The following is a 21103-nucleotide window of genomic DNA, read 5'->3' on the forward strand; positions in this document are numbered from 1 at the left end:
GTTTTCTCTCGCTCGCGTGATTTACAGACGCCACAGCACCTGGACACCCCAGCCGGCGCAGGCCACCAGCCAGAAAATCGTCACCAGATAGAACACCAGGCGCAGACCGTCGGGCTTGACGTAGTCCATCCAGACATTGCGCACGCCGACCCAGGCATGCCAGATCAGCGCCACCAGCGTGGCGAAGGTGATGCTTTTCATCCACTGGCTGGCGAAGATGCCGGCCCAGGTCTCGTAGCCGATCGGCCCCTTGACCAGGGTTACTTGCACCAGCAGGGCGATGGTGAAGAGCGCCATGACGATGGCGGTGAGGCGTTGCACCAGCCAGTCGCGCAGGCCGTAGTGCGCGCCGACGGACAGTCGTTTGGATCCATAGGTAATGGCCATGAATTTCTCCTTGATTCAGAAAGGGCGCGGATCAGTACAGGCCGAAGAGCTTGGCGCCGAGGATGGCGGTGAGGCCGAACGCTAGAATAATGGTGATCGCCGCGGTGTGCCGCCCGCGTGTCTTGGTGGTCTGGTGGCTGATGTCAAAGTACACGTGGCGGATGCCGGCGATGAAGTGGTGCAGGTAGGCCCAGATGAGGCCCAGCGTCACCAGCTTGATGAACCAGCCCGGCAGAAAGCCTGCGCCCTCCGAAAAAATCGAGGTGAAGCGCGCAAACGAAATTTCGGATGTCACCGAGGTGTCGAACATCCAGACGATGAAGGGCAGCAGGATGAAGATCAGCAGGCCGCTGATGCGGTGCATGCCCGAGACCAGGGCGGCCAGCGGCCAGCGGTAGCTGGGCAGATCGGCGAACGCATTGATGTTGCGAAACTCCGGGCGTTTCTTGGTGGTTTCTGACATGGGTGGGCTTTCGGGAGAATGTTCTATCGGCGTCGACGCGTGGCATCGGCACGGCAAATTTTATTGCACTGCAAAAATGACGTTACGGTTGCGCATGGAATTATTTTTCATCAGCTGGTGTGGCGCCCATCAGTTGAGCGTGCTGTGGTAGTGGTGGGTGTCCGTGCGGTACAGGCCGCGGCGCAACTCCATCGGCACGTCGTTGTAGGTATAGGCGATGCGCTCAACGCTCAGCAACGGTGTGGCGCCGTCGACTTCCAGCAATTGGGCCTGCTCCGGCGTGGGCGTGACCGCGCGCAGGCTCTCGTCGGCGCGCACCATGCGCACGCCGAAATCCGCTTCGAACATGGCATAGGTCGGCCCGGGATAGTCGGCCATGCGCTCGGCGGTCAGGCCCTTGAAAGCCTGGCCGGGCAGCCAGATGTCTTCCAGTATCGCGGCGACCCCGGCAAATGAGAGCACGCGTCGCACGTGCATGACCGCATCGCCGGCGCGCAGCGCCAGCGCGCGCGTCACGTCGCTGCCGGCGCGCACGCGCTTGCACTCGACGATGCGCCGGTGCGCCGGCCCTTCTTCGCGTTCATCCCCGCGGTCAGGACGCAAGCGCAGGAATCGGTATTGCACCTGACGCTCCGAATGGGTGGCGACAAAGGTGCCCTTGCCCTGGCGGCGCACCAGCAGGTTGTCGCCCGACAGCTCGTCGATCGCCTTGCGCACCGTGCCCTGGCTGACGCGAAAGCGGGCGGCCAGTTCCATTTCGCTGGGTATGGGCTCGCCGGGTTTCCATTCGCCGGACTGCAGGCCTTGCAGGATCAGACCTTTGATCTGCAGATACAGCGGGCTGAAGGCGGGTGATTCCAGGGCGAGTGTGGGGCTTTGGGACATGGCAAGGCGTGCCTGCACGAAGGTTTCGAACGCTGCGTCGCAGACCAGTAGCTGAGCGCAATGATATCTTATATAAGATATAAGACAAATTGGCGCGTGGCGTCAAATCGCTATAAAATCGTCGGCTGCATGTTCCCGCGCGGCGCGCCGTTTCTGGCGCTGTTGCCAGCGCCCGGGCAGCCACCATTCATCGTTCCGACTGGAGTACCACCATGAGCAAGAAACCCGTCCGCGTAGCCGTTACCGGTGCTGCGGGCCAGATTGGCTACGCGCTGCTGTTTCGCATTGCCTCCGGCGAAATGCTGGGCAAGGACCAGCCCGTCATTTTGCAATTGCTGGAAATTCCCGCTGAAAAAGCCCAGAACGCGCTCAAGGGCGTGATCATGGAGCTCGAAGATTGCGCTTTCCCGCTGCTGGCCGGCATCGAGGCCCATTCCGACCCCATGCAGGCGTTCAAGGACACCGACTACGCGCTGCTCGTCGGCGCCCGCCCGCGCGGCCCCGGCATGGAGCGCGCCGACCTGCTGGCCGCCAACGCCCAGATCTTCACCGCCCAGGGCAAGGCTCTGAACGCCGTGGCCAGCCGCAATGTGCGCGTGCTGGTGGTGGGCAACCCCGCCAACACCAACGCCTACATCGCCATGAAGTCGGCCCCCGATCTGCCGCGCGAGAACTTCACCGCCATGCTGCGCCTGGACCACAACCGCGCGGCCAGCCAGATCGCGCACAAGATGGGCGTGGCTGTCGGTGACATCGAGAAGCTGGCGGTGTGGGGCAACCACTCGCCCACCATGTATGCCGACTACCGCTTTGCCCATGTCAATGGCAAGTCGGTCAAGGATGCGATCAACGACCAGGAATGGAACGCCAATGTGTTCCTGCCGACGGTTGGCAAGCGCGGCGCGGCGATCATCGAGGCGCGCGGCCTGTCGTCCGCCGCTTCGGCCGCCAACGCGGCGATTGACCACATGCACGACTGGGCACTGGGCACGAATGGCAAGTGGGTCACGATGGGCATTCCCTCCAATGGCGACTACGGCATTCCCAAGGACGTGATGTTCGGCTTTCCGGTCACCACCGAAGGCGGCAAGTACACCGTGGTCAAGGGTCTGGAGATCGATGCCTTCTCGCAGGAGCGCATCAACAAGACCTTGGCAGAGCTTCAGGGCGAAGCAGAAGCGGTTCAAAGCCTGCTGTAAGCCCGGCGACTGCACAGCACGCGCCATGAACGACCGGAACCCGGCGCCGTACCTGCGTTGCGCGGATGCGCGCGCGCGTACCGCGGCCGGGCTGCCGGCGCGCATGCCCTTGCCGTCACGGTTGTCGGCCTTTTCCCGCCAGTCCATCATGGCCCGGCGCATACCATGACCTCATCCACTCCCCACCCGGCCGCCATTTTGCTGGGCGCCCAGGCCGGCGCGGCGCGGCTCCCGGTCTGCGATCACTACAGCGGTGTGGAAGTGCGCATGCGCAAGAGCTTGCAGTTGCAGGCCGAGATGACGGCGGAGTTCGGCACCTGCGTGTTCGATGTGACCCTCGATTGCGAGGATGGCGCGCCCGTCGGAGGCGAGGCGGCGCATGCGCGGCTGGTGGCGCAGCTGGTGCACCAGGCGCCGGAAGGTGCGCGGGTGGCGGTGCGTGTGCATCCGGTGGACCATCCCGCGTTCGCGCAGGACATGGACACCATCCTGGGCGAAGCCGCCGATCGCCTGTGCCACGTGATGATTCCCAAGGTGGAACGCGTGGACGATGTGTTTGCGGCAGAAAAGGCATTGCAACGCAATGCTGGCGATCGCTTGCAGCTACAAGTTTTGATAGAGTCGCCGTGCGCTGTCCACAACGCCTTCGAGATCGCGGCGCACCCCAGAGTGCAGAGCCTGTCGTTCGGGCTGATGGATTTCGTCTCGGCCCATGGCGGGGCAATCCCTGCATCGGCCATGTCTTCCAAGGGGCAATTCGAGCATCCGCTGGTGGTGCGCGCCAAGCTGGAGATCGCCAGTGCCTGCCATGCCCATGGCAAGGCGCCCTCGCACTGCGTGGTGACCGAGTTCAGCGATGCTGCCGCCATGCAGGCAGCGGCGGCACGTGCGGCGCGCGAGTTCGGCTACACGCGCATGTGGAGCATCCATCCGGCACAGATACGCCCCATCCTCGCGGCCATGGCGCCCGATGAAGCCGAGGTGGCTCAGGCCGCCCGCATCCTGTGTGCCGCGCAGGCCGCAGACTGGGCCCCCATCAGCGATGCCGGCACCCTGCACGATCGCGCCAGTTACCGTTATTTCTGGCATTTGCTCGAACGTGCGCATGCCACGGGTACCATGGTGCCGGCACAAGCGCGGCACTGGTTTGCCTGATGCCTTTTCATTCAGCCTTGCAGGTGATTCGATGAAACCCTTGATCCTGGCTTCCTTCCTGCTGCTTGGCCCGGCGCTCTCGATGGCCGCCGGCGCAGCCTCCAGCGAACCCAAGGCCGCGGCAGCAAAGCCCAAGCCCAAGGCTGCAGTCAAGAAGGCGACGCCTGCCACCAAGGCCAAGAAGCAGGCGCCCGCAGCGGTGGCCGAGCCCGTGCCCGAGGTGATCGTGCTGACCCCGGAGGAAAAGGCGATTGCCGAGCGCGTCTATACCGGCACCATCACCTGCGAGCTGGGGGCCACGGTGCAGATCACGCCAGACACCCAGTCGCCCGGCAGCTTTTTTGTCAGCGGCAAAGGGTTCAAGTACCACATGCGCCCTGTGCATGGTGCCACCAGCGCCGTGCGCCTGGAAGACCAGCGCTCGGGCGCGGTATGGATACAGATTGCCAACAAATCGATGCTCATGAATCAGAAGCTCGGCCAGCGCATGGCCGACGAGTGCATGAGCGAGCAGCAGGCGCAGGTGACGCAGGCGATGAAGAGTGCGCCACCGCAGAGCCTGTTTGACACCGCCCCCGCCGGCAGCCGCTGACCGACCCCTTGCCTTTGCGGCAGCGCCTTGTGCATGCGCATGCACAAGGCAGGCTGGCCGCAAGCCTTTTGATTTCGATGAACCCTGGAGAACGACAACCATGTTGCAAGCCTACCGCGCCCATGCTGCAGAACGCGCCGCTTTGGGTATCCCCCCGCTGGCGTTGGACGCCAAACAAGTGGCTGATTTGATCGAACTGATCAAGAACCCGCCGGCCGGCGAGGCCGAGTTTCTGCTGGACTTGCTCGCTACCCGAGTCCCCCCGGGCGTGGACGACGCCGCCAAGGTCAAGGCATCGTTCCTGGCCGCCGTGGCGCATGGCGACACCCAGGTCGAGCTGATCAGCAAGGCTCGCGCCACCGAGCTGCTGGGCACCATGGTGGGTGGCTACAACGTGCACCCGCTGATCGAGCTGCTCGACGACGCCGATGTGGCTGGGGTGGCTGCCGAGGCGCTCAAGAAGACGCTGCTCATGTTCGACTACTTCAACGACGTGGCGGCCAAGGCCAAGGCCGGCAACGCCAAGGCCAAGGAAGTGCTGCAAAGCTGGGCCGACGCCGAGTGGTTCACCAGCCGTGCCAAAGTGGCTGAAAAAATCACCGTCACCGTCTTCAAGGTGCCGGGCGAGACCAACACCGACGACCTGTCGCCCGCGCCCGACGCCACCACGCGCCCCGACATCCCCATGCACTACCTGGCCATGCTGAAGAACCAGCGCCCGGACGCGGCCTTCAAGCCCGAGCAGGACGGCGTGCGCGGCCCGATGCAGTTCATCGAGGACCTGAAGAAAAAGGGCCACGTCGTGGCCTACGTGGGCGACGTGGTCGGCACGGGTTCGAGCCGCAAATCCGCCACCAACTCGGTCATCTGGGCCACCGGCGAAGACATCCCCTTCGTGCCCAACAAGCGCTTTGGCGGCGTTACGCTGGGCGGCAAGATCGCTCCTATCTTCTTCAACACGCAAGAGGATTCCGGCTCGCTGCCCATCGAAGTGGACGTTTCCAAAATGGAAATGGGGGACGTTATCGACATTTACCCCTATGCAGGAAAAATCGAGAAAGCCGGCGTCCAAATTGCGGACTTCGCTCTCAAATCCGAAGTACTGCTCGACGAAGTGCAGGCCGGTGGCCGTATCAACCTGATCATCGGCCGCTCGCTCACCGCCAAGGCGCGCGAAGCCCTGGGCCTGGCCGCTTCCACCGCCTTCCGCCTGCCGCAAGCTCCGGCTCCATCCAAGGCTGGCTTCACCCTGGCGCAGAAGATGGTCGGCCGCGCCTGCGGCCTGCCGGAAGGCCAGGGCATTCGCCCCGGCACCTACTGCGAACCCAAGATGACCACCGTCGGCTCGCAAGATACGACCGGCCCGATGACGCGCGACGAACTGAAGGACCTGGCCTGCCTGGGCTTCAGCGCCGACATGGTGATGCAAAGCTTCTGCCACACCGCCGCCTACCCCAAGCCGGTGGACGTGAAAACCCACCGCACGCTGCCCGCCTTCATCAGCAACCGTGGCGGCGTGGCCCTGCGCCCGGGCGACGGCGTGATCCACAGCTGGCTCAACCGCCTGCTGCTGCCTGACACCGTGGGCACCGGCGGCGACTCGCACACGCGCTTCCCCATCGGCATCAGCTTCCCGGCAGGCTCGGGCCTGGTGGCATTCGGCGCCGCCACCGGCGTCATGCCGCTCGACATGCCCGAATCGGTGCTGGTGCGCTTCAAGGGCAAGCTGCAACCGGGCGTGACCCTGCGCGACCTGGTGCACGCGATTCCGCTGTACGCCATCAAGGCAGGCCTCTTGACCGTGGCCAAGGCCGGCAAGATCAACGTCTTCTCGGGCAAGATCCTGGAAATCGAAGGCCTGCCAGACCTGAAGGTCGAGCAAGCGTTTGAGCTGTCCGACGCGTCGGCCGAGCGCAGCGCCGCTGGCTGCACCATCAAGCTCAACCCCGAGCCGATCAAGGAGTACCTGACCAGCAACATCGTTCTCATGAAGAACATGATTGCCGACGGCTACGCAGACGCCAAGACCCTGGCGCGCCGCATCGAGAAGGTCGAAGCCTGGCTGGCCCAGCCTGACCTGCTCGAAGCCGACAAGGACGCCGAGTACGCTGCCGTGATCGAGATCGACATGAACGACATCAAGGAGCCCATCGTCTGCTGCCCCAACGACCCGGACGACGCCAAGTTCCTGTCTGAAGTCGCCGGCACCAAGATCGACGAAGCCTTCATCGGTTCGTGCATGACCAACATCGGCCATTTCCGCGCCGCAGCCAAGCTGCTGGGCGGCCAGCGCGACATCCCGACCAAGCTGTGGGTGGCCCCGCCGACCAAGATGGACCAGAACGAGCTGATCAAGGAAGGCCACTACGCGGCGTTTGGCACGGCTGGTGCGCGCACCGAAATGCCCGGCTGCAGCCTGTGCATGGGCAACCAGGCCCAGGTGCGGGAGGGCGCGACGGTGATCTCGACCAGCACGCGCAATTTCCCCAACCGCTTGGGGCGCAACACCAATGTGTTCCTCGGCTCGGCCGAGCTGGCCGCCATCGCGTCGCGCATCGGCAAGCTGCCGACGCCGGCCGAGTACCTCAAGGAAATGGGCGTGATCGATGCCGACAAGGCCAGTGTCTATCGCTACATGAATTTCGACCAAATCGAAGAGTACGCAGACGTGGCCAGGGCAGTGACCGTCTGAGGCACATGATGGGCCCCTGCGGTGCGCGGGGCCTCAAGAGGCTAAGCCTCCGGTGTGCGCCGGGTGGTGGGGCCAGGCCTGCAACCGGGGCGGGCCTGCCCTGGGTCACAGCAAACGCGAGATCAGCGCGCCCTCGACCGGGCCATCGAGCGGTATGCGCACGCGCACCGGGCTGCCCTGGGCCACCTGTACGGGTTCGCCATCCAGGTTGAACATTTTTTCCAGCAGCACCTGGCGGTTGCCCTGGGGGTGGATGATCTCCAGCCGGTCGCCGACGGCGAAGCGGTTCTTGGTTTCCACCTCGGCCAGGCCGTCGCTATAGCCGCGCACCTCGCCGACGAAGTGGCTGCGTTGCAGCACGCTGTGGCCGGTTTCGTAGTTCTGGTAGTCGTTGGCCGGGCGGCGCTCCAAGAGGCCGCCGGTATAGCCGCGGTTGGCCAGGCCCTCCAGCTCGGTGATCAACTCGGGGTTGAAGGGCCGGCCGGCGACGGCGTCGTCGATGGCGCGGCGGTAGACCTGGGCGGTGCGTGCCACGTAGTACAGGCTCTTGGTGCGGCCCTCGATCTTCAGCGAATTGACGCCAATTTTTACCAGCCACTCGACATGCTCGACCGCGCGCAGGTCGCGGCTGTTCATGATGTAGGTGCCGTGCTCGTCCTCCATGATGGGCATCAGCTCGCCGGGGCGGTTGGCTTCTTCCAGCAGGTAGACCTGGTCGGCCTTGGGGTGGCGGGCAATCTGCGTGCCGGTGAACTGCGCGTCGGCGTCCTCGCGTGACTTGGTGAAGCTGAAACCCTTGTCCATGGTGCTGGCCAGGGCCTCGCCGGTGTTCGGATCCACCTGGGCGTCGTGCGTCTTGTACTCCCAGCGGCAGGCGTTGGTGCAGGTGCCCTGGTTGGGATCGCGGTGGTTGAAGTAGCCCGACAGCAGGCAGCGGCCGGAGTAGGCGATGCACAGCGCGCCGTGCACGAAGACCTCGATCTCCATGTCCGGGCATTCCTGGCGGATCTTCTCGATCTCGTCGAGTGCCAGCTCGCGCGAGAGGATGATGCGCGCCACGCCCATCTTCTGCCAGAACTTGACCGTGGCCCAGTTGGTGGTGTTGGCCTGCACCGAGAGGTGGATCTCGGTCTCGGGCCACTTCTCCTTGACCATCATGATGAGGCCGGGGTCGGCCATGATGAAGGCGTCGGGCTGGCAGGCGATGACGGGTTCGATGTCGCGCAGATAGGTGCGCACCTTGTCGTTGTGCGCGATCAGGTTGCTGGTGACGAAGAACTTCTTGCCGCGCGCGTGCGCCTCCTGGATGCCCTGGGCGATCTGCTCCAGGCGGAATTCATTGTTGCGCGCGCGCAGCGAGTAGCGCGGCTGGCCGGCATAGACGGCGTCGGCACCGAAATCGTAGGCCGCGCGCATCTTGTCCAGCGAGCCGGCGGGCAGCAGCAGTTCGGGGCTTTTCATGGGGCGCATGGTCCGGTTGGGGTGGCGCAGTGCTCGCAAGGCATTGAAAATGGCTCTGGGAGCCTGTCAGACTTGGAAATCGTCGGCTGCAAATCGACCGCATCGGCCCATTTTTCACCGTCTTTTTGCCCAATAGCTCGGCTATTGGGCTGCAAATCCGGCAAAAACTGGTCTCGCTGGGGCCGATTTTCGCTATCGACGCTCCAAGTCCGACAGGCTCACGCAAGCAGCTATTGTTTTTAATCTTTGGGGCGAAACCCGATGACCAGCGAGGAGGGCACGCGCCCGTCGATATCGCGTGGCAGCGTCTCGGTCTTGTAGAGCGCACGCACGACGGCATCGTCCCAGGCCGGGTTGCCACTGGAGTGGGTCAGACGCACACCGACGATGGTGCCGTCGGGCGAGGCGCGCACTTCCACCTCGGCACGCGGGTTGCCCGAGACGGTATCCGGGTAAACGATGTTGGGCTTGACCTTGGCCGCCACCTTGCCACCGTAGCCACCCGAGGGCCCGCTGCTTTTCTCGGTGGTTCCGGTCGCGGTTTCTGCGCCGGTGGCGCCGGCAAGGCCGGCGATGCGCTTCATCTGGTCCTTGCGGAACTCCTCGGCGCGCTTGGCTTCGGCCTCTGCCTTGCGTTTTTCATCCGCCTTGCGCTTGTCTTCGGCCAGCTTGCGCTGTTTTTCCTGTTCGGCCGCCTTGGCGGCTTTTTCTTTTTCTGCCTTGTCTTTTTCCGCCTTGGCCTTGGCTTGCTGGCGTTGTTTTTCTTCCTGCTCTTGGCGTGCCTTCTCTTGCGCAGCCTGCTTTTGCTGCTCCAGCTGGGCCTGGCGTTTCTTCTCTTCCTGCTGTCGTTTCTTTTCGCGCTCCAGCGCAATGTCGGCTTCGCTGGGCTGCGGCGGTTGTTCCACCTTGGGGGCGGGCGGCGGCGCGGGCACGGGGGCCGGAGCGGGCGGTGGCGGGGGTTGCGGCGCGGGCGGGGGCGGCGGTGGGGCGACGGGGCGCGGCGCCGCCTGCTGCGGTACGGCAGACCACAACTCCGCTTCCACGGCTGGCTCGTCGCTGCTGGCCTTCCAGTGCACGCCCCAGGTCAGCGCGCCGATCAGCACCAGATGAGCAAGGACTGCCAGCGCCACGGCACGCTTGCGCCCGCCCGGCATGGTGGGGGCAAACAGATCGTGGTCGCTGTGGTTGAGGGCAAGCATCACTTCGCGGCCTTGACGGCGAGGGCGACGCGCTTGACACCGGCGTTTTGCAGCGCGCCCATGGCCTGCATCACCTTGTCGTAGGAAACGTCCTTGTCGGCGCTGATCAAGACCGGCGTGTCCTCGGGCTGATCCTTGAGCCAGTTCTTGGCCATGTTGCCAAGGTTTTGCGTGGTCACGCTGCGCTCGTTGCCATCGGCCTTGAAGACGAGGCTGCCATCCTTTTGCACGATCACGTCGGCGCGTACCTTGGGCGGGTTGCTGCCTTTGCCCACCGAGGGCACGTTGACCGAGCTCGGCGTGAGCATGGGCGCGGTCACCATGAAGATGATGAGCAGCACCAGCATCACGTCGATGAAGGGCACCATGTTGATCTCATTCATCGAACGGCGGCGGCCGTGGCCGCGCGAAGCCATCGTGGGCATGCCGATCTCCTTCGCGTCAGTGCGCGGCCGGGGCGGGCGGGTGGCCGCCGAGGTTGCGCTGCAGGATGTTGGAGAACTCCTCGATGAAGGTCTCCTGCTGGATGGCGACGCGGTCGATGTCGCGCGCGAAGCGGTTGTAGGCGATCACGGCGGGGATGGCGGCGAACAGGCCCAGCGCCGTGGCCACCAGCGCCTCGGCGATGCCGGGCGCGACGGTGGCCAGCGTCACCTGTTCCATGCCGGCAAAGCCGGTGAAGGCGTGCATGATGCCCCAGACGGTGCCGAACAGGCCGACATACGGACTGACCGACGCCACCGAGCCGAGGAAGGAGAGGTTGGATTCGATCACGTCCATCTCGCGCTGAAAGCTGGCGCGCATGGCGCGCCGCGCGCCGTCGAGCAGCGTGCCCGCGTCCTGGATGTGGCGCTCGCGCAGCTTGTGGAATTCGCGCATGCCGCTGGCGAAGATGCGCTCCATCGGGCCGGTGCCCTGGGCATTCTTCACCGCGCCGGCGTACAGGTCGTTGAGGCTGGTGCCGGACCAGAAATCGTGCTCGAAATCGTCGTTGAGCGCATTGATTTTCTTCAGGCCGAAGACCTTGCGGAAGATCGCCGCCCAACTGGCGACGGAAACGATGAGCAGCAGCAGCATTACCAGCTGCACTACCCAGCTGGCGTTGAGCACCAGGCTCAGGATGTTGAGGTCTTGCGACGCAGTCATGAGGACAATTGTTCAAGCAATGAAGAGGGAATGCGGCAGGGGCGCAAAGAGTTGACATCGACCCAGCCGACACGGATGCTGCCTTCGCACAACAGTACGGGTGGGTCATTGGCATGTGGGCCGGGCAGCAGCGCCTGCTGGGCGATGGTGATGCTGGCGCGGCTGTGCTGGCTGACCTTGGCGGTGACCAGAAGTTCATCGTCCAGGCGCGCAGGCTGCAGATAACGCAGCTGCGCATCGGTCACGACGAACATGCCGCCAGCGCGGGTCTTGAGTTCCTGCTGGCTGTGACCGAGCGAGCGCAACCATTCGGTGCGTGCGCGCTCGAAAAACTTGAGATAGTTGGCATAGAAGACGATGCCCCCGGCATCGGTGTCTTCCCAGTAGACCCGCACGGGCCAGGCAAAGGCCATCAGGCCAGCTCCCGACGCAGCCGCGCTACGGCTTCCTGCAGCTGGGCCATCGAACTGGCGGTAGAAAACCGGATGAAGTGCGCGGTTTCGGCATTGCCGAAATCGCGCCCGGGCGTGGCGGCGACATGCGTGCGGCGCATGAGTTCGAGCACGAACTCCCAGCTACCCTGCACGCCGAGTTTGCGCGCTGCCTGCGTGCAGTCGGCCCAGGCGTAGAAGGCGCCATCGGGCATCACCGGAACCGTCAGGCCGAGCTCGTTCAGTGCCGGGATGAAGAAGTCGCGCCGCGTCTTGAATTCGGCGCGGCGTTTTTCGTAGATTGCGATGCTCTGCGGCTCAAAGCAGGCGAGCGCTGCGTGCTGCGCGACGCTGCTGGCGCAGATGAAGAGGTTTTGTGCCAGGCGCTCGACGACGGGCACCATGGGCTCGGGCACCACCATCCACCCGAGGCGCCAGCCGGTCATGTTGAAGTACTTGCTGAAGCTGTTGATGCTGATGATGTCATCGCCCAGCGCCAGCGCGGTGTGGCCGAAGGTCTCGTCGTAGGACAGGCCCAGATAGATCTCATCGATCAGCGTGAGGCCGCCGCGAGTGCGCACCACATCGTGGATGGCGCGCAGCTCATCAGGAGCAATCGAGGTACCGGTGGGATTGGAGGGTGAGGCCAGCAGCACGCCGCGCGTCCTCGCGCTCCAGGCCGCACGCACCTTGGAGCTGCTGAGCTGGTAGCGTTCATCCGCGGTCGTGGGGATGAGCACCGGAACGCCTTCTGCCGCGGCCACAAAGTGGCGGTTGCAAGGGTAGCCGGGGTCGGACATCAGGATCTCGTCGCCCGCGTTGATCAGCGCCAGGCAGGCCAGATGCAGCGCCGCGGAGGCACCGGCGGTGATGACGATGCGCCGCGCGGGCACGTCCAGCCGGAAGCGCTCGCCATACCAGCGGCTGAGCGCCTCGCGCAGGGTTTCGAGCCCGAGCGCGTTGGTGTATTGCGTGCGGCCATCGCGGATGGCGCGCTCGGCGGCTTCTGCTACCTGCGGCGGCGCGGTGAAATCCGGCTCGCCGACGTTCAGGAAGATCATTTCCCGCCGCGTGTGCGCCGCCTCGCGGGCCAGGGCCTGCGCGGTCTTGGCCATTTCCATGACGTAGAACGGATCGATCCGCTCGGTGCGGGAAGCAAATTGCATGGCGGTGAAAAGGTCAGGAATGCGTCTTGGCGGCCTGGTCGGCAGCGACTTCGGCTGGGCGCAACTGCGGCGCCAGGTGGTTGAGCACGCCGTTCACGTATTTGTAGCCATCGGTGCCGCCAAACGACTTGGTGAGCTCTATGCATTCGTTGAGCACCACGCGCCAGGGAATGTCCGGGCAGTGCTGCAACTCCCAGGCGCCCATCCACATCACCGCATGCTCTATGGGTGAAATTTCCGGCCAGCTGCGGTCCAGGTGTGGCTGCAACCATTGATCCAGCAGCGTGGCATCGGCGATGCAGCCGTGCAGCAGCGCGTCGTAGTGCGCCGCGTCGGCCTTGTGAAAGCCGGAGAGATCGCGCGTGAAACCGTCGATGTCGGCCGCTGCATTGCCGCCCACCAGATGCTGATAGAGCGCCTGCAGTACGAACTCGCGCGCACGCGAACGGCCTGAAAGCTGGCTGCTCTTGCGCGTGGCGCGCCGGTTCTCGGCTTCGCTCACGAAAGCGACTCCAGCAGGTTCGCCATCTCCACCGCCACACAGGCGGCATCGCGTCCCTTTTCATTCTGGCGCGTGATCGCCTGATCGATGGTTTCCGTCGTCAGAATGGCGTTGGCGATGGGCAGCTGGTAGTCGAGCGAGATGCGCGTGACGCCGCTGCTCGATTCGTTGGCGACGAGCTCGAAGTGGTAGGTCTCGCCGCGGATGACGCAGCCGATCGCGATCAGCGCATCAAAATTGTTCTGCTCCGCCAGCGCCTGCAGCGCCACCGGGATTTCCAGCGCCCCGGGCACCAGGACGTGGGTGATGTTTTCGTCCTCCACGCCCAGATCGGCCAGCGCCTGCAGGCAGGCCTTGGCCAGCGCATTGGTGATGTTGGCGTTGAAGCGTGCCTGCACGATGCCGATGTGCAGCTCCTTGCCGTCCAGGCGTTCGGCGTTGCCCTTGTCTGCGTTTTGCATCATCACTCCTTGGGAATGTAGCCAGTGATTTCAAGCCCGTAACCCGCCATGCTCGGCAGGCGCCTGGGCTGACCCATGAGCCGCATGCGCGCCACGCCGGCTTCGCGCAGGATCTGCGCGCCTATGCCGTAGGTGCGCAGGTCCATGCGGCCGCGCTCCGGCGCGTGGGTGGCTTGGGCCGTGCCGTCGAACTGGGCCAGCAGCTGGTCGCCACTCTCGCCGCAATTGAGCAACACCGCAACGCCGCGCCCCTGGGCTTCGATGTAGGCCAGGCTTTCGCGCAGGCTCCAGGAATGCAGCGTGGTGTTGATATCCAGCAGATCGAGCGCGGAGAGCGGCTCGTGCACGCGCACCGGGACGCTTTCGTCCGCATTCCACTGGCCCTTGACCAGTGCCATGTGCACGCTCTGGCTGGGTTGGTCGCGAAAGGCCAGCGCGGTGAACTCGCCCCAGGCGGTGGTGATGTTGCGGCTGCCGACGCGCGCGACCAGCGATTCGGTGCGGCTCCTGTGGCTGATGAGGTCGGCGATCGTGCCTACCTTGATGCCGTGCTCCGCGGCGAACAGCTGCAGGTCCGGCAGGCGCGCCATCGTGCCATCGTCCTTCATGATTTCGCAGATCACGGCCGCGGGCGAGCAGCCGGCGAGTTGCGCCAGATCGCAGCCGGCTTCGGTATGGCCGGCGCGCATCAGCACGCCGCCATCGACCGCCTGCAGCGGGAATATATGGCCGGGCTGCACCAGATCGCTGGCCTTGGCGCCTGGCGCCACGGCGGCGGCGACAGTGCGCGCGCGATCGCCGGCCGAGATGCCGGTGGAGACGCCCTCGGCAGCCTCGATGGAGACGGTGAACGCCGTGCCCAGCTTGGCGCCGTTGTGCGCCACCATGGGTGGAAGGTGCAGGCGCTCGCAGGCTTCGCGGCGCAGGGTCAGGCAGATCAGCCCGCGGCCGAAGCGCGCCATGAAATTGATGGCTTCGGGCGTGACGTGATCGGCCGCGAGGACCAGATCGCCTTCGTTTTCACGGTCTTCTTCATCCACCAGGATGACCATGCGGCCGGCGGCCAGCTCGGCCACGATGTCCTGTACGGGCGAGATGGGTACAGGGGAGCGGGAGGTGTTCATGCGAGAGAGCCTTTGCGTTCACGCCGGCCAGCGGCGGCGCTGTTCCCGGCTGGAAGAAACCCCAAAGAACAGGCGCTGCCGCCCGGGCCGGGCGGCTGGGGTCACGCGACCCCGAAGCGGTGGATTTTAGTCGCTCAGAAGGAGGAGCCTTCGAGCACCAGATCGCTTTCGGGGTAGGCGATGCAGGGCAGCACCAAACCGTCTTCCACATCCTGATCGGAAAGCAGCAGCCACTGTGTGTCGTAGCGCACACGGCCTTGCTTGAGCCGCCCCATGCAGCTGCCGCAGGTGCCCTCGCGGCAGGAGGAAGGCCAGTCCACGCCGCTGGCTTCGAGCGAGTCGAGCAAGGTCTGGTGCGCTGGCGTTGGCATCACGCGGTCCTCGCCGTCGATGCGGGCGGTGAAGGCTTGTCGCGGTGCTGGGGTGTTCATGGCTGGAAAATTTGAATAAAAAGTCGCTCTAGCGCAATGTAGAAAAGCGCTGAAAGCTATCAATACAGGAGTATTTCAAGCCTTGCGCAGGCGCATGCGAACCGGCAAAGCCGAGCCGACCGCGCGGGGCTTTCAAGCGAATAGGGCTTCAAAGCCCTGCAATGGCAAAAAGGAGTTGCCGTCGCGCACCAGCCGGGTGGGGCCGGGCAGGGCGCGCTGGTGCACGGGGTGGCTGGCGTCGCCGGGGTAGCAGTGCATTTGCAGGCCGTCCTGCGCAAACACATGGGGCTGGATGGTCGGCGGGTGTTGGCTGCGGGCGGCTGCCAGCGCCTGGGCGGCGGTGGCGTAGCGGCTCAGGTGGGCCAGGCTCATGATCTGCGGTGGCGCCAGGCTGATGCTGCCGTCGCGGTAGCGCTCCAGCGCGCCGCGCGCCGTGCACCAGAGGCTAGCGGTGGTCTCTTCGTTGTCGTGCATTGCGTACTGGTGCGCAGGCGCCAAGGCGAGGAAGAAGCGCGTATCAAAGCGGCGCGTGGCCAGGGCCGGCGCAATCGGCGTGATCCAGCGCGACCAGGGCACGAGTGCGCGCGTGGCCATGCGCAGTCCGAGTGTTCTGAGCACCTGGGCAAACCCCTGACCGTCGTGCAGCATCTGCCGTGCGCGCACGGCATCAAGTCGCGCATCGCCACGGGCCGGCTCGGCCAGCAGCATGCCGCATTCTTCCAATGCTTCACGCAGCGCAGCCACATGCAGCCCGGCGGCGGCGCTGTCGCTGATCGCGGCCTCGGCAAGTGCTGCGTGCAGGCTGGCCGGTGGCTGGTCGAGCAGGGCGGTGCAGGCGCTTTCCTGATCGGCCGCATCGAGCTTGCCACCGGGAAAGACATACATGCCCGCCATGTTGGCCAGCCGCGTATCGCGGCGCAGCAGCAGGGTCTGGATGCCCTGGTCGCTGTCGCGCAGCAGCACGATGGTGGCGGCATCCAGCGGAATCTGGGGGGCAGTGGAATCGGTCATGGGCAGGTCGTTGCAAACAATGTCAGGTGCCGGGCTCGCTTACAGTCTGCGCTTTCTTTGCAACGCACGACGGGAGACTTGCACCATGGGTTTGGATTTCACGGGACGGGTAGCGATCGTAACGGGAGCCGGCGGCGGCCTCGGTCGCCAGCATGCGCTGGCACTGGCGGCGCGCGGCGCCAAGGTACTGGTCAATGACCTGGGCGGTGCGGTCGATGGCAGCGGTGGCTCGGTCTCGGCGGCGCAGGGGGTGGTCAACGAAATCATGGCCGCGGGCGGCGTGGCACTGGCCAATGGCGCGTCGGTGACGGATTTTGCGGCAGTGCAGGCCATGGTGCAGCAGGCGCTCGACGCCTGGGGCCGGGTGGATATCCTGGTGAACAACGCCGGCATCTTGCGCGACAAGTCGTTTGCCAAGATGGAGATGGACGATTTTCGCCGCGTGGTCGATGTGCATCTGATGGGCGCGGCGCATTGCTGCAAGGCGGTCTGGCCGCACATGCAGGCGCAGCACTACGGGCGCATTCTGATGACGACCTCGTCCACCGGGCTCTACGGCAATTTTGGTCAGGCCAACTATGGCGCGGCCAAGCTCGCGCAGGTCGGGATGATGCAGACGCTTGCGATCGAAGGCGCCAAATACGGCATCCACGTGAATGCGCTGGCGCCTACCGCGGCCACGCGCATGACCGAAGCCCTGTTTCCGCAGGAGGTGCTGGCCGCACTGCAACCCGAATCGGTGGTGCCGGCGATGCTGGTGCTGACGCACGAGAGCGCTCCCACGCGCACCATCCTGTGCGCCGGTGGGGGTGGTTTTGAAGCCGCCCACATCACGTTGACCCAAGGCATTTACCTGGGTACGGGCGCATTGGTGGCCGAGCAACTGGCCGAACGCCTGGCCGAAACCATTGACGGCACGGGGCAACAGGTGCCGCAAAGTGGCTCCGCCCAGGGCACACTGGAGGTTGGCAAGGCGATGGCCGCGCGGCGCTGAAAACCCGCCGCTGCATGCAGGTGCTGGTGGGTGATGGCGCGCGATCGCGCGGCACGTGCTAAGTTCCGCGCCGTTCACAAAAGAAGCCATCATCATGAGCACAATGCAAGCGCGCCTGACTGCGCTCAACGCAGAGCGCATTGCCGGCATGCGCCGCGGTGTGGAAAAGGAAGGGCTGCGAGTGCTGTCCGCTGGTCGTCTGGCGCTGACGCCGCATCCCGAGGCTCTGGGCTCGGCATTGACACATGCCAGCATCACGACGGACTACAGCGAGTCGCTGCTGGAGCTCATCACCAAGCCGCAACCCACGGCGCAGGCCTGCCTGGATGAGCTGACCGAACTGCACCAGGCAGCGCAGCAGGTGCTGGCGCGCCAGCGTGAACCCGAGCTGCTGTGGAACACCAGCATGCCCAGCCTGCTGCCGCCGGACGAGACGATTCCGCTGGGGCGCTATGGCACCTCGAACATTGGCCGTGCCAAGAGTGTCTATCGCATGGGTCTGGGCCACCGCTATGGCAGGCGCATGCAGATGATCGCGGGCATCCACTACAACTGGTCCTTGCCCGGCGTGGACACGGATGCGTATTTCGCGCTGATTCGCAACTTTCGGCGCCAGTCCTTTGTGCTGCTGTACCTGTTCGGTGCCTCGCCGGTGCTGGCGCCCGGGTTTGTCGCCGGACGCAAGCATGGGCTGGCCCTGCTGGGCGACGGCAAGGGGGCGCTGGGCCTGCCGCACGCCACGTCGCTGCGCATGGGGCGGCTGGGCTACCAGAGCGATGCGCAGGCCAGCCTGTCCGTGAGCTACAACGGCTTGCAAGGCTATGCGGCCTCGCTGCACGAGGCACTCACCAAGCCTTACCCCCCTTACGAAGCCATGGGCGTGCGCAGCCTCGGTGGTGATTACAACCAGCTCGGCACCAGCTTGCTGCAGATCGAAAACGAGTTCTACGGCACGATACGCGCCAAGCGCACGGTCCAAAGCGGCGAGCGCCCGCTGCATGCTCTGCGCGAGCGCGGCGTCGAATACATCGAAGTGCGGCTGATGGATATTAACCCGCTGACGCCGGTCGGGATTTCGGCAGACACCATGCGCGTGCTCGATGTGTTCCTGCTGCACTGCCTGCTGTCGGACAGCCCGCCGGATACGCCCGAAGAAATTGCCGCGCTCAAGCACAACCAGCATTTGGCGGCCGAGCGCGGACGCGAGCCTGGCCTGCGCCTGGCCTGCGGCGGCGCGCAGGTGCTGCTGGCGGATTGGGGTGCGCGGGTGCTGGCCGAGTGCGAACCGATTGCCGCCCACCTGGATGCTCTGCAGGGCGGTGATGCCTACGGCCATGCGCTGGCGCAGGCACGCGCCACCTGGAGCGACGCGGCGCAGACGCCCTCGGCGCGTGTGCTGGCGGAGGTGCAGCAGCTCTATGGCAACGACTACATCGCGTTTGCCGCGGCGCGTTCACACACCGCACAGCAGCAGCTGCTCGGTCATGGCTGGGATGCAGCCCAGGAAGAGCGCTATTGCCTGATGGCGCAGCAATCGCTGCAGCGCCAGCGCGAGATCGAGATGGGCGACACATTGCCCTTTGAGGAGTGGCGGCTGCGCTACATGGCAAGCGAGCAGTGCGCGGTCTGAATCAGCCCGGCATCACGCTCGGGGTGCCGGCGTCTTCGGCTTGAAATCGCAGTAGCTGGCAACGCTGCATTCCCAGCAGCGCGGTGTGCGTGCCTGGCAGACGTAGCGCCCGTGCAGGATCAGCCAGTGGTGCGCGTCGGGCAGGTATTCGGCCGGCACGCGCTTGAGCAGCTGCAGCTCCACGGCCAGGGGCGTCTTGCCGGGCGCAAGCCCGGTGCGATTGCTGACGCGAAAGATGTGCGTGTCCACTGCCATCGTGGGCTCGCCAAAGGCGACGTTGAGCACCACGTTGGCGGTCTTGCGCCCTACGCCCGGCAGGGCCTCCAGCGCTTCGCGCGTGCGCGGTACCTCGCCGCCGTGGCGTTCGATGAGCAGGCGGCAGGTCTGCAGCAGATTTTTGGCTTTGGTGTGGTACAGACCAATGGTCCGGATGTGGCTCTCCAGTCCATCGAGACCCAGGTCCAGCATGGCCTGCGGCGTATTGGCCACGGGGAACAGCCGCCGCGTCGCCTTGTTCACGCCGACGTCGGTCGCTTGGGCGGAGAGCAGCACGGCGGTGAGCAGCTCGAAGATGCTGGTGTATTCCAGCTCGGTGACGGGATGCGGGTTGGCGGATTGAAGCGTCGCAAAAAAGGCGGCGATGGCAGCGGGGTTCATGGCCAAGATTGTCGCCGCGTGCGCAGTGGCTTGCGATTGGCGACAATCCAAAACTTGCCGTCAACCTGTTCCTGCGAAATCCAGCCATGTCCATTGCCTTTGCCCAGCGCCTCAACCAGGTGGAAACGTCCGCCATCCGTGAACTGTTCAAGCTGCTGGGCAAGCCCGGCATCATCAGCTTCGCCGGCGGCTTTCCCGACAGCGCCATGTTCGATGTGGACGGAATCCGCGAGGCGTGCGACCGGGCGTTGACCGAGGAGCCCGGCAGTGCACTGCAATATGGCGCCACGGAAGGCTACCCGCAGCTGCGCGAGCAGCTCGCTCAGTTCATGGCCGCCAAGGGCGCGGCAGGCGTGGCCCCCGAGGGGTTGATCGTCACCACCGGCAGCCAGCAGGCGCTCGATCTCGTTGGCAAGACGCTGATTGACCCGGGCGACAAGGTCATCGTGGAAGGTCCGACGTTTCTCGCCACGATCCAGTGCTTTCGCCTCTACGGCGCCGATCTGGTGAGTGCACCGATCGACGGCCATGGAGTGCAGACCGATCGACTGGAGCAGCTGATCATCGAGCACAAGCCCAAGCTGGTGTATCTGATTCCCACCTTCGGCAACCCGAGCGGCGCGATGCTGAGCCTGGAGCGTCGCAAGCGCGTGCTGGAGCTGGCTGTCAAATACCAGACGGTGATCGTCGAGGACGATCCCTATGGCGATCTGTACTTTGATGCAGCGCCGCCGCCCAGTCTGCTGGCGCTCTCCAGCCAGGTGCCGGGCAGCCGTGAGCTGCTGGTGCATTGCGGTTCGCTCTCCAAGGTGCTCTCGCCCGGCCTGCGTGTGGGCTGGATGATCGCGCCGCCCGAACTGCTGGCCAGGGCCACGATGTGCAAGCAGTTCAGCGATGCGCATACCAGCACTTTTGCCCAGGCGACGGCGGCCCAATACCTCAAGGCCGGCCGCATGCCCGCCACGCTCGCGCGTGTGCGCAGCGTCTATGCCGAGCGTGCCACCGCCATGGGAGATGCCTTGCGTGCGCAGCTGGGGGGGGCGATCGAATTCGTGCAGCCCAGCGGTGGCCTGTTCATCTGGGCGCGTCTCACGGGGGCCGGCGGCTCGATCGCCAATGGCAACGATTTCGCGAAGAAGGCGATCGCGCAGGGCGTTGCCTTTGTGCCTGGCGCCCCCTTCTTCTGCGCTCGTCCGGATACGGCCACGCTGCGGCTGTCGTTTGCCACGGCCGATGTGGACAAGATCCGCGAAGGCGTGGCACGGCTGGGCAAGGCGCTGGCGTGACGCCATCCGAAGCGACGAGCACCCGCGAGCGCCTGGAAGCGCTGGAAGTGAAGGCGGCGTATGCCGAGGATCTGCTCGAGCAGCTCAATCTGACCGTCTATCGACAGCACCAGCGCATCGAGCAGCTCCAGGGACAGCTGGCGCAGCTGCGCCAGCAGTTGCGCGACAGCGGCGGGCCGTCAGCGCCGGGCGGCATGCGCGATGAAATCCCGCCGCATTACTGAGAGCTTG

Annotated in this window: 22 protein-coding genes and 1 pseudogene; 8 read left to right on the top strand and 15 right to left on the bottom strand. The window is 65.1% G+C overall.

Annotated features, from left to right (window positions below; translation table 11 throughout):
- Positions 1-21: 21 nt before the first annotated feature.
- The 3 genes from sdhD to ABS45_RS09085 all read right to left on the bottom strand — a co-directional run bounded on the left by sdhD (position 22) and on the right by ABS45_RS09085 (position 1735).
- Positions 22-387 carry a succinate dehydrogenase, hydrophobic membrane anchor protein gene (gene sdhD, locus ABS45_RS09075; RefSeq protein ID WP_291555112.1) on the bottom strand — a complete coding sequence of 122 codons (366 nt, stop codon included), beginning with the start codon at positions 385-387 and terminating at the stop codon, positions 22-24.
- Positions 388-418: 31 nt separating this feature from the next.
- Complete coding sequence (gene sdhC / locus ABS45_RS09080; protein ID WP_291555114.1) at positions 419-850, bottom strand: succinate dehydrogenase, cytochrome b556 subunit; 432 nt, start codon at positions 848-850, stop codon at positions 419-421.
- Between the two features lie 129 nt (positions 851-979).
- A complete protein-coding gene (locus ABS45_RS09085) occupies positions 980-1735 on the bottom strand; it encodes a GntR family transcriptional regulator (RefSeq protein WP_291555126.1) in 756 nt (251 codons plus the stop codon).
- A 212-nt stretch (positions 1736-1947) separates the two neighbouring features.
- Here ABS45_RS09085 and ABS45_RS09090 point away from each other — a divergent pair, with 212 nt between their 5' ends.
- The 4 genes from ABS45_RS09090 (at position 1948) to acnB (ending at position 7373) form a co-directional block, all read left to right on the top strand.
- Entirely contained in the window at positions 1948-2934 is a 987-nt protein-coding gene (locus ABS45_RS09090) for a malate dehydrogenase (protein ID WP_291555128.1), read from the top strand.
- A 165-nt stretch (positions 2935-3099) separates the two neighbouring features.
- Entirely contained in the window at positions 3100-4089 is a 990-nt protein-coding gene (locus ABS45_RS09095; protein WP_291555130.1) for an aldolase/citrate lyase family protein, read from the top strand.
- Positions 4090-4120: 31 nt separating this feature from the next.
- Positions 4121-4681, top strand: coding sequence for a hypothetical protein (locus ABS45_RS09100; RefSeq protein ID WP_291555132.1), 561 nt, complete (start codon positions 4121-4123; stop codon positions 4679-4681).
- A gap of 100 nt (positions 4682-4781) precedes the next feature.
- Positions 4782-7373: a bifunctional aconitate hydratase 2/2-methylisocitrate dehydratase gene (gene acnB, locus ABS45_RS09105; protein WP_291555134.1), complete on the top strand. Its 2592-nt coding sequence runs from the start codon at positions 4782-4784 to the stop codon at positions 7371-7373.
- Positions 7374-7478: 105 nt separating this feature from the next.
- On the opposite strand, the gene yegQ is transcribed toward acnB, so the two are convergent.
- From yegQ to ABS45_RS09160, 11 genes and pseudogenes are all read right to left on the bottom strand, one after another.
- On the bottom strand, positions 7479-8843 hold the full coding sequence (gene yegQ / locus ABS45_RS09110; protein ID WP_291555136.1) for a tRNA 5-hydroxyuridine modification protein YegQ: 1365 nt from the start codon (positions 8841-8843) through the stop codon (positions 7479-7481).
- A gap of 230 nt (positions 8844-9073) precedes the next feature.
- Positions 9074-10033, bottom strand: a complete 960-nt coding sequence (gene tolA, locus ABS45_RS09115) for a cell envelope integrity protein TolA (protein ID WP_291555138.1) — start codon at positions 10031-10033, stop codon at positions 9074-9076.
- Complete coding sequence (locus tag ABS45_RS09120) at positions 10033-10458, bottom strand: ExbD/TolR family protein (protein ID WP_291555140.1); 426 nt, start codon at positions 10456-10458, stop codon at positions 10033-10035. The genes tolA and ABS45_RS09120 overlap by 1 nt, the downstream gene beginning before the upstream one ends.
- A 16-nt stretch (positions 10459-10474) precedes the next feature.
- Positions 10475-11179 carry a protein TolQ gene (tolQ, locus tag ABS45_RS09125; protein ID WP_291555141.1) on the bottom strand — a complete coding sequence of 235 codons (705 nt, stop codon included), beginning with the start codon at positions 11177-11179 and terminating at the stop codon, positions 10475-10477.
- The gene (ybgC, locus tag ABS45_RS09130; protein WP_291555144.1) at positions 11176-11592 is read right to left on the bottom strand and encodes a tol-pal system-associated acyl-CoA thioesterase; all 417 of its coding nucleotides are present in this window, start codon (positions 11590-11592) and stop codon (positions 11176-11178) included. The genes tolQ and ybgC overlap by 4 nt, the downstream gene beginning before the upstream one ends.
- The gene (locus tag ABS45_RS09135) at positions 11592-12776 is read right to left on the bottom strand and encodes a pyridoxal phosphate-dependent aminotransferase (protein ID WP_291555146.1); all 1185 of its coding nucleotides are present in this window, start codon (positions 12774-12776) and stop codon (positions 11592-11594) included. Before ABS45_RS09135 ends, ybgC begins: the two co-directional genes overlap by 1 nt.
- A 13-nt stretch (positions 12777-12789) precedes the next feature.
- Positions 12790-13230 (bottom strand): annotated as a pseudogene (gene nusB / locus ABS45_RS09140) (transcription antitermination factor NusB); the annotation flags it as partial.
- A gap of 44 nt (positions 13231-13274) precedes the next feature.
- Positions 13275-13739, bottom strand: coding sequence for a 6,7-dimethyl-8-ribityllumazine synthase (gene ribH, locus ABS45_RS09145; RefSeq protein WP_291555148.1), 465 nt, complete (start codon positions 13737-13739; stop codon positions 13275-13277).
- Positions 13740-13741: 2 nt separating this feature from the next.
- The gene (ribBA, locus tag ABS45_RS09150; protein ID WP_291555149.1) at positions 13742-14863 is read right to left on the bottom strand and encodes a bifunctional 3,4-dihydroxy-2-butanone-4-phosphate synthase/GTP cyclohydrolase II; all 1122 of its coding nucleotides are present in this window, start codon (positions 14861-14863) and stop codon (positions 13742-13744) included.
- A 134-nt stretch (positions 14864-14997) separates the two neighbouring features.
- Positions 14998-15294, bottom strand: coding sequence for a 2Fe-2S iron-sulfur cluster binding domain-containing protein (locus tag ABS45_RS09155; protein WP_291555151.1), 297 nt, complete (start codon positions 15292-15294; stop codon positions 14998-15000).
- Positions 15295-15426: 132 nt separating this feature from the next.
- The gene (locus ABS45_RS09160; RefSeq protein WP_291555152.1) at positions 15427-16305 is read right to left on the bottom strand and encodes an NUDIX hydrolase; all 879 of its coding nucleotides are present in this window, start codon (positions 16303-16305) and stop codon (positions 15427-15429) included.
- 85 nt (positions 16306-16390) lie between these two features.
- Between ABS45_RS09160 and ABS45_RS09165 the strand changes: the two genes are divergently transcribed.
- Together ABS45_RS09165 and gshA are read left to right on the top strand one after the other, a co-directional pair.
- Positions 16391-17299, top strand: a complete 909-nt coding sequence (locus ABS45_RS09165) for an SDR family NAD(P)-dependent oxidoreductase (protein WP_291555154.1) — start codon at positions 16391-16393, stop codon at positions 17297-17299.
- 94 nt (positions 17300-17393) lie between these two features.
- Positions 17394-18929 (top strand): glutamate--cysteine ligase, encoded by a 1536-nt coding sequence (gene gshA / locus ABS45_RS09170; RefSeq protein ID WP_291555156.1) that lies wholly within the window; start codon positions 17394-17396, stop codon positions 18927-18929.
- Positions 18930-18941: 12 nt separating this feature from the next.
- Here the strand turns inward: gshA and nth are convergent, their stop codons facing one another.
- Positions 18942-19586 (bottom strand): endonuclease III, encoded by a 645-nt coding sequence (nth, locus tag ABS45_RS09175; RefSeq protein WP_291555158.1) that lies wholly within the window; start codon positions 19584-19586, stop codon positions 18942-18944.
- A 92-nt stretch (positions 19587-19678) separates the two neighbouring features.
- On the opposite strand from nth, the gene ABS45_RS09180 reads away from it, so the two are divergent.
- Positions 19679-20872 (top strand): PLP-dependent aminotransferase family protein, encoded by a 1194-nt coding sequence (locus ABS45_RS09180; RefSeq protein ID WP_291555213.1) that lies wholly within the window; start codon positions 19679-19681, stop codon positions 20870-20872.
- A complete protein-coding gene (locus tag ABS45_RS09185; RefSeq protein WP_291555159.1) occupies positions 20869-21096 on the top strand; it encodes a SlyX family protein in 228 nt (75 codons plus the stop codon). The genes ABS45_RS09180 and ABS45_RS09185 overlap by 4 nt, the downstream gene beginning before the upstream one ends.
- The last annotated feature ends 7 nt before the right edge of the window (positions 21097-21103 follow it).

It is taken from the genome of Comamonas sp. SCN 65-56 (genome assembly GCF_001724135.1).
In the GTDB taxonomy this organism is placed as follows: Bacteria; Pseudomonadota; Gammaproteobacteria; order Burkholderiales; family Burkholderiaceae_C; genus Comamonas_C.

Bases quoted from the DNA above. Each gene is read 5' to 3' on its own strand.
- sdhD (WP_291555112.1), bottom strand. From the start codon at position 387: ATGGCCATTACCTATGGATCCAAACGACTGTCCGTCGGCGCGCACTAC.
- sdhC (WP_291555114.1), bottom strand. From the start codon at position 850: ATGTCAGAAACCACCAAGAAACGCCCGGAGTTTCGCAACATCAATGCG.
- ABS45_RS09085 (WP_291555126.1), bottom strand. From the start codon at position 1,735: ATGTCCCAAAGCCCCACACTCGCCCTGGAATCACCCGCCTTCAGCCCG.
- ABS45_RS09090 (WP_291555128.1), top strand. From the start codon at position 1,948: ATGAGCAAGAAACCCGTCCGCGTAGCCGTTACCGGTGCTGCGGGCCAG.
- ABS45_RS09095 (WP_291555130.1), top strand. From the start codon at position 3,100: ATGACCTCATCCACTCCCCACCCGGCCGCCATTTTGCTGGGCGCCCAG.
- ABS45_RS09100 (WP_291555132.1), top strand. From the start codon at position 4,121: ATGAAACCCTTGATCCTGGCTTCCTTCCTGCTGCTTGGCCCGGCGCTC.
- acnB (WP_291555134.1), top strand. From the start codon at position 4,782: ATGTTGCAAGCCTACCGCGCCCATGCTGCAGAACGCGCCGCTTTGGGT.
- yegQ (WP_291555136.1), bottom strand. From the start codon at position 8,843: ATGCGCCCCATGAAAAGCCCCGAACTGCTGCTGCCCGCCGGCTCGCTG.
- tolA (WP_291555138.1), bottom strand. From the start codon at position 10,033: ATGCTTGCCCTCAACCACAGCGACCACGATCTGTTTGCCCCCACCATG.
- ABS45_RS09120 (WP_291555140.1), bottom strand. From the start codon at position 10,458: ATGCCCACGATGGCTTCGCGCGGCCACGGCCGCCGCCGTTCGATGAAT.
- tolQ (WP_291555141.1), bottom strand. From the start codon at position 11,179: ATGACTGCGTCGCAAGACCTCAACATCCTGAGCCTGGTGCTCAACGCC.
- ybgC (WP_291555144.1), bottom strand. From the start codon at position 11,592: ATGGCCTTTGCCTGGCCCGTGCGGGTCTACTGGGAAGACACCGATGCC.
- ABS45_RS09135 (WP_291555146.1), bottom strand. From the start codon at position 12,776: ATGCAATTTGCTTCCCGCACCGAGCGGATCGATCCGTTCTACGTCATG.
- ribH (WP_291555148.1), bottom strand. From the start codon at position 13,739: ATGCAAAACGCAGACAAGGGCAACGCCGAACGCCTGGACGGCAAGGAG.
- ribBA (WP_291555149.1), bottom strand. From the start codon at position 14,863: ATGAACACCTCCCGCTCCCCTGTACCCATCTCGCCCGTACAGGACATC.
- ABS45_RS09155 (WP_291555151.1), bottom strand. From the start codon at position 15,294: ATGAACACCCCAGCACCGCGACAAGCCTTCACCGCCCGCATCGACGGC.
- ABS45_RS09160 (WP_291555152.1), bottom strand. From the start codon at position 16,305: ATGACCGATTCCACTGCCCCCCAGATTCCGCTGGATGCCGCCACCATC.
- ABS45_RS09165 (WP_291555154.1), top strand. From the start codon at position 16,391: ATGGGTTTGGATTTCACGGGACGGGTAGCGATCGTAACGGGAGCCGGC.
- gshA (WP_291555156.1), top strand. From the start codon at position 17,394: ATGAGCACAATGCAAGCGCGCCTGACTGCGCTCAACGCAGAGCGCATT.
- nth (WP_291555158.1), bottom strand. From the start codon at position 19,586: ATGAACCCCGCTGCCATCGCCGCCTTTTTTGCGACGCTTCAATCCGCC.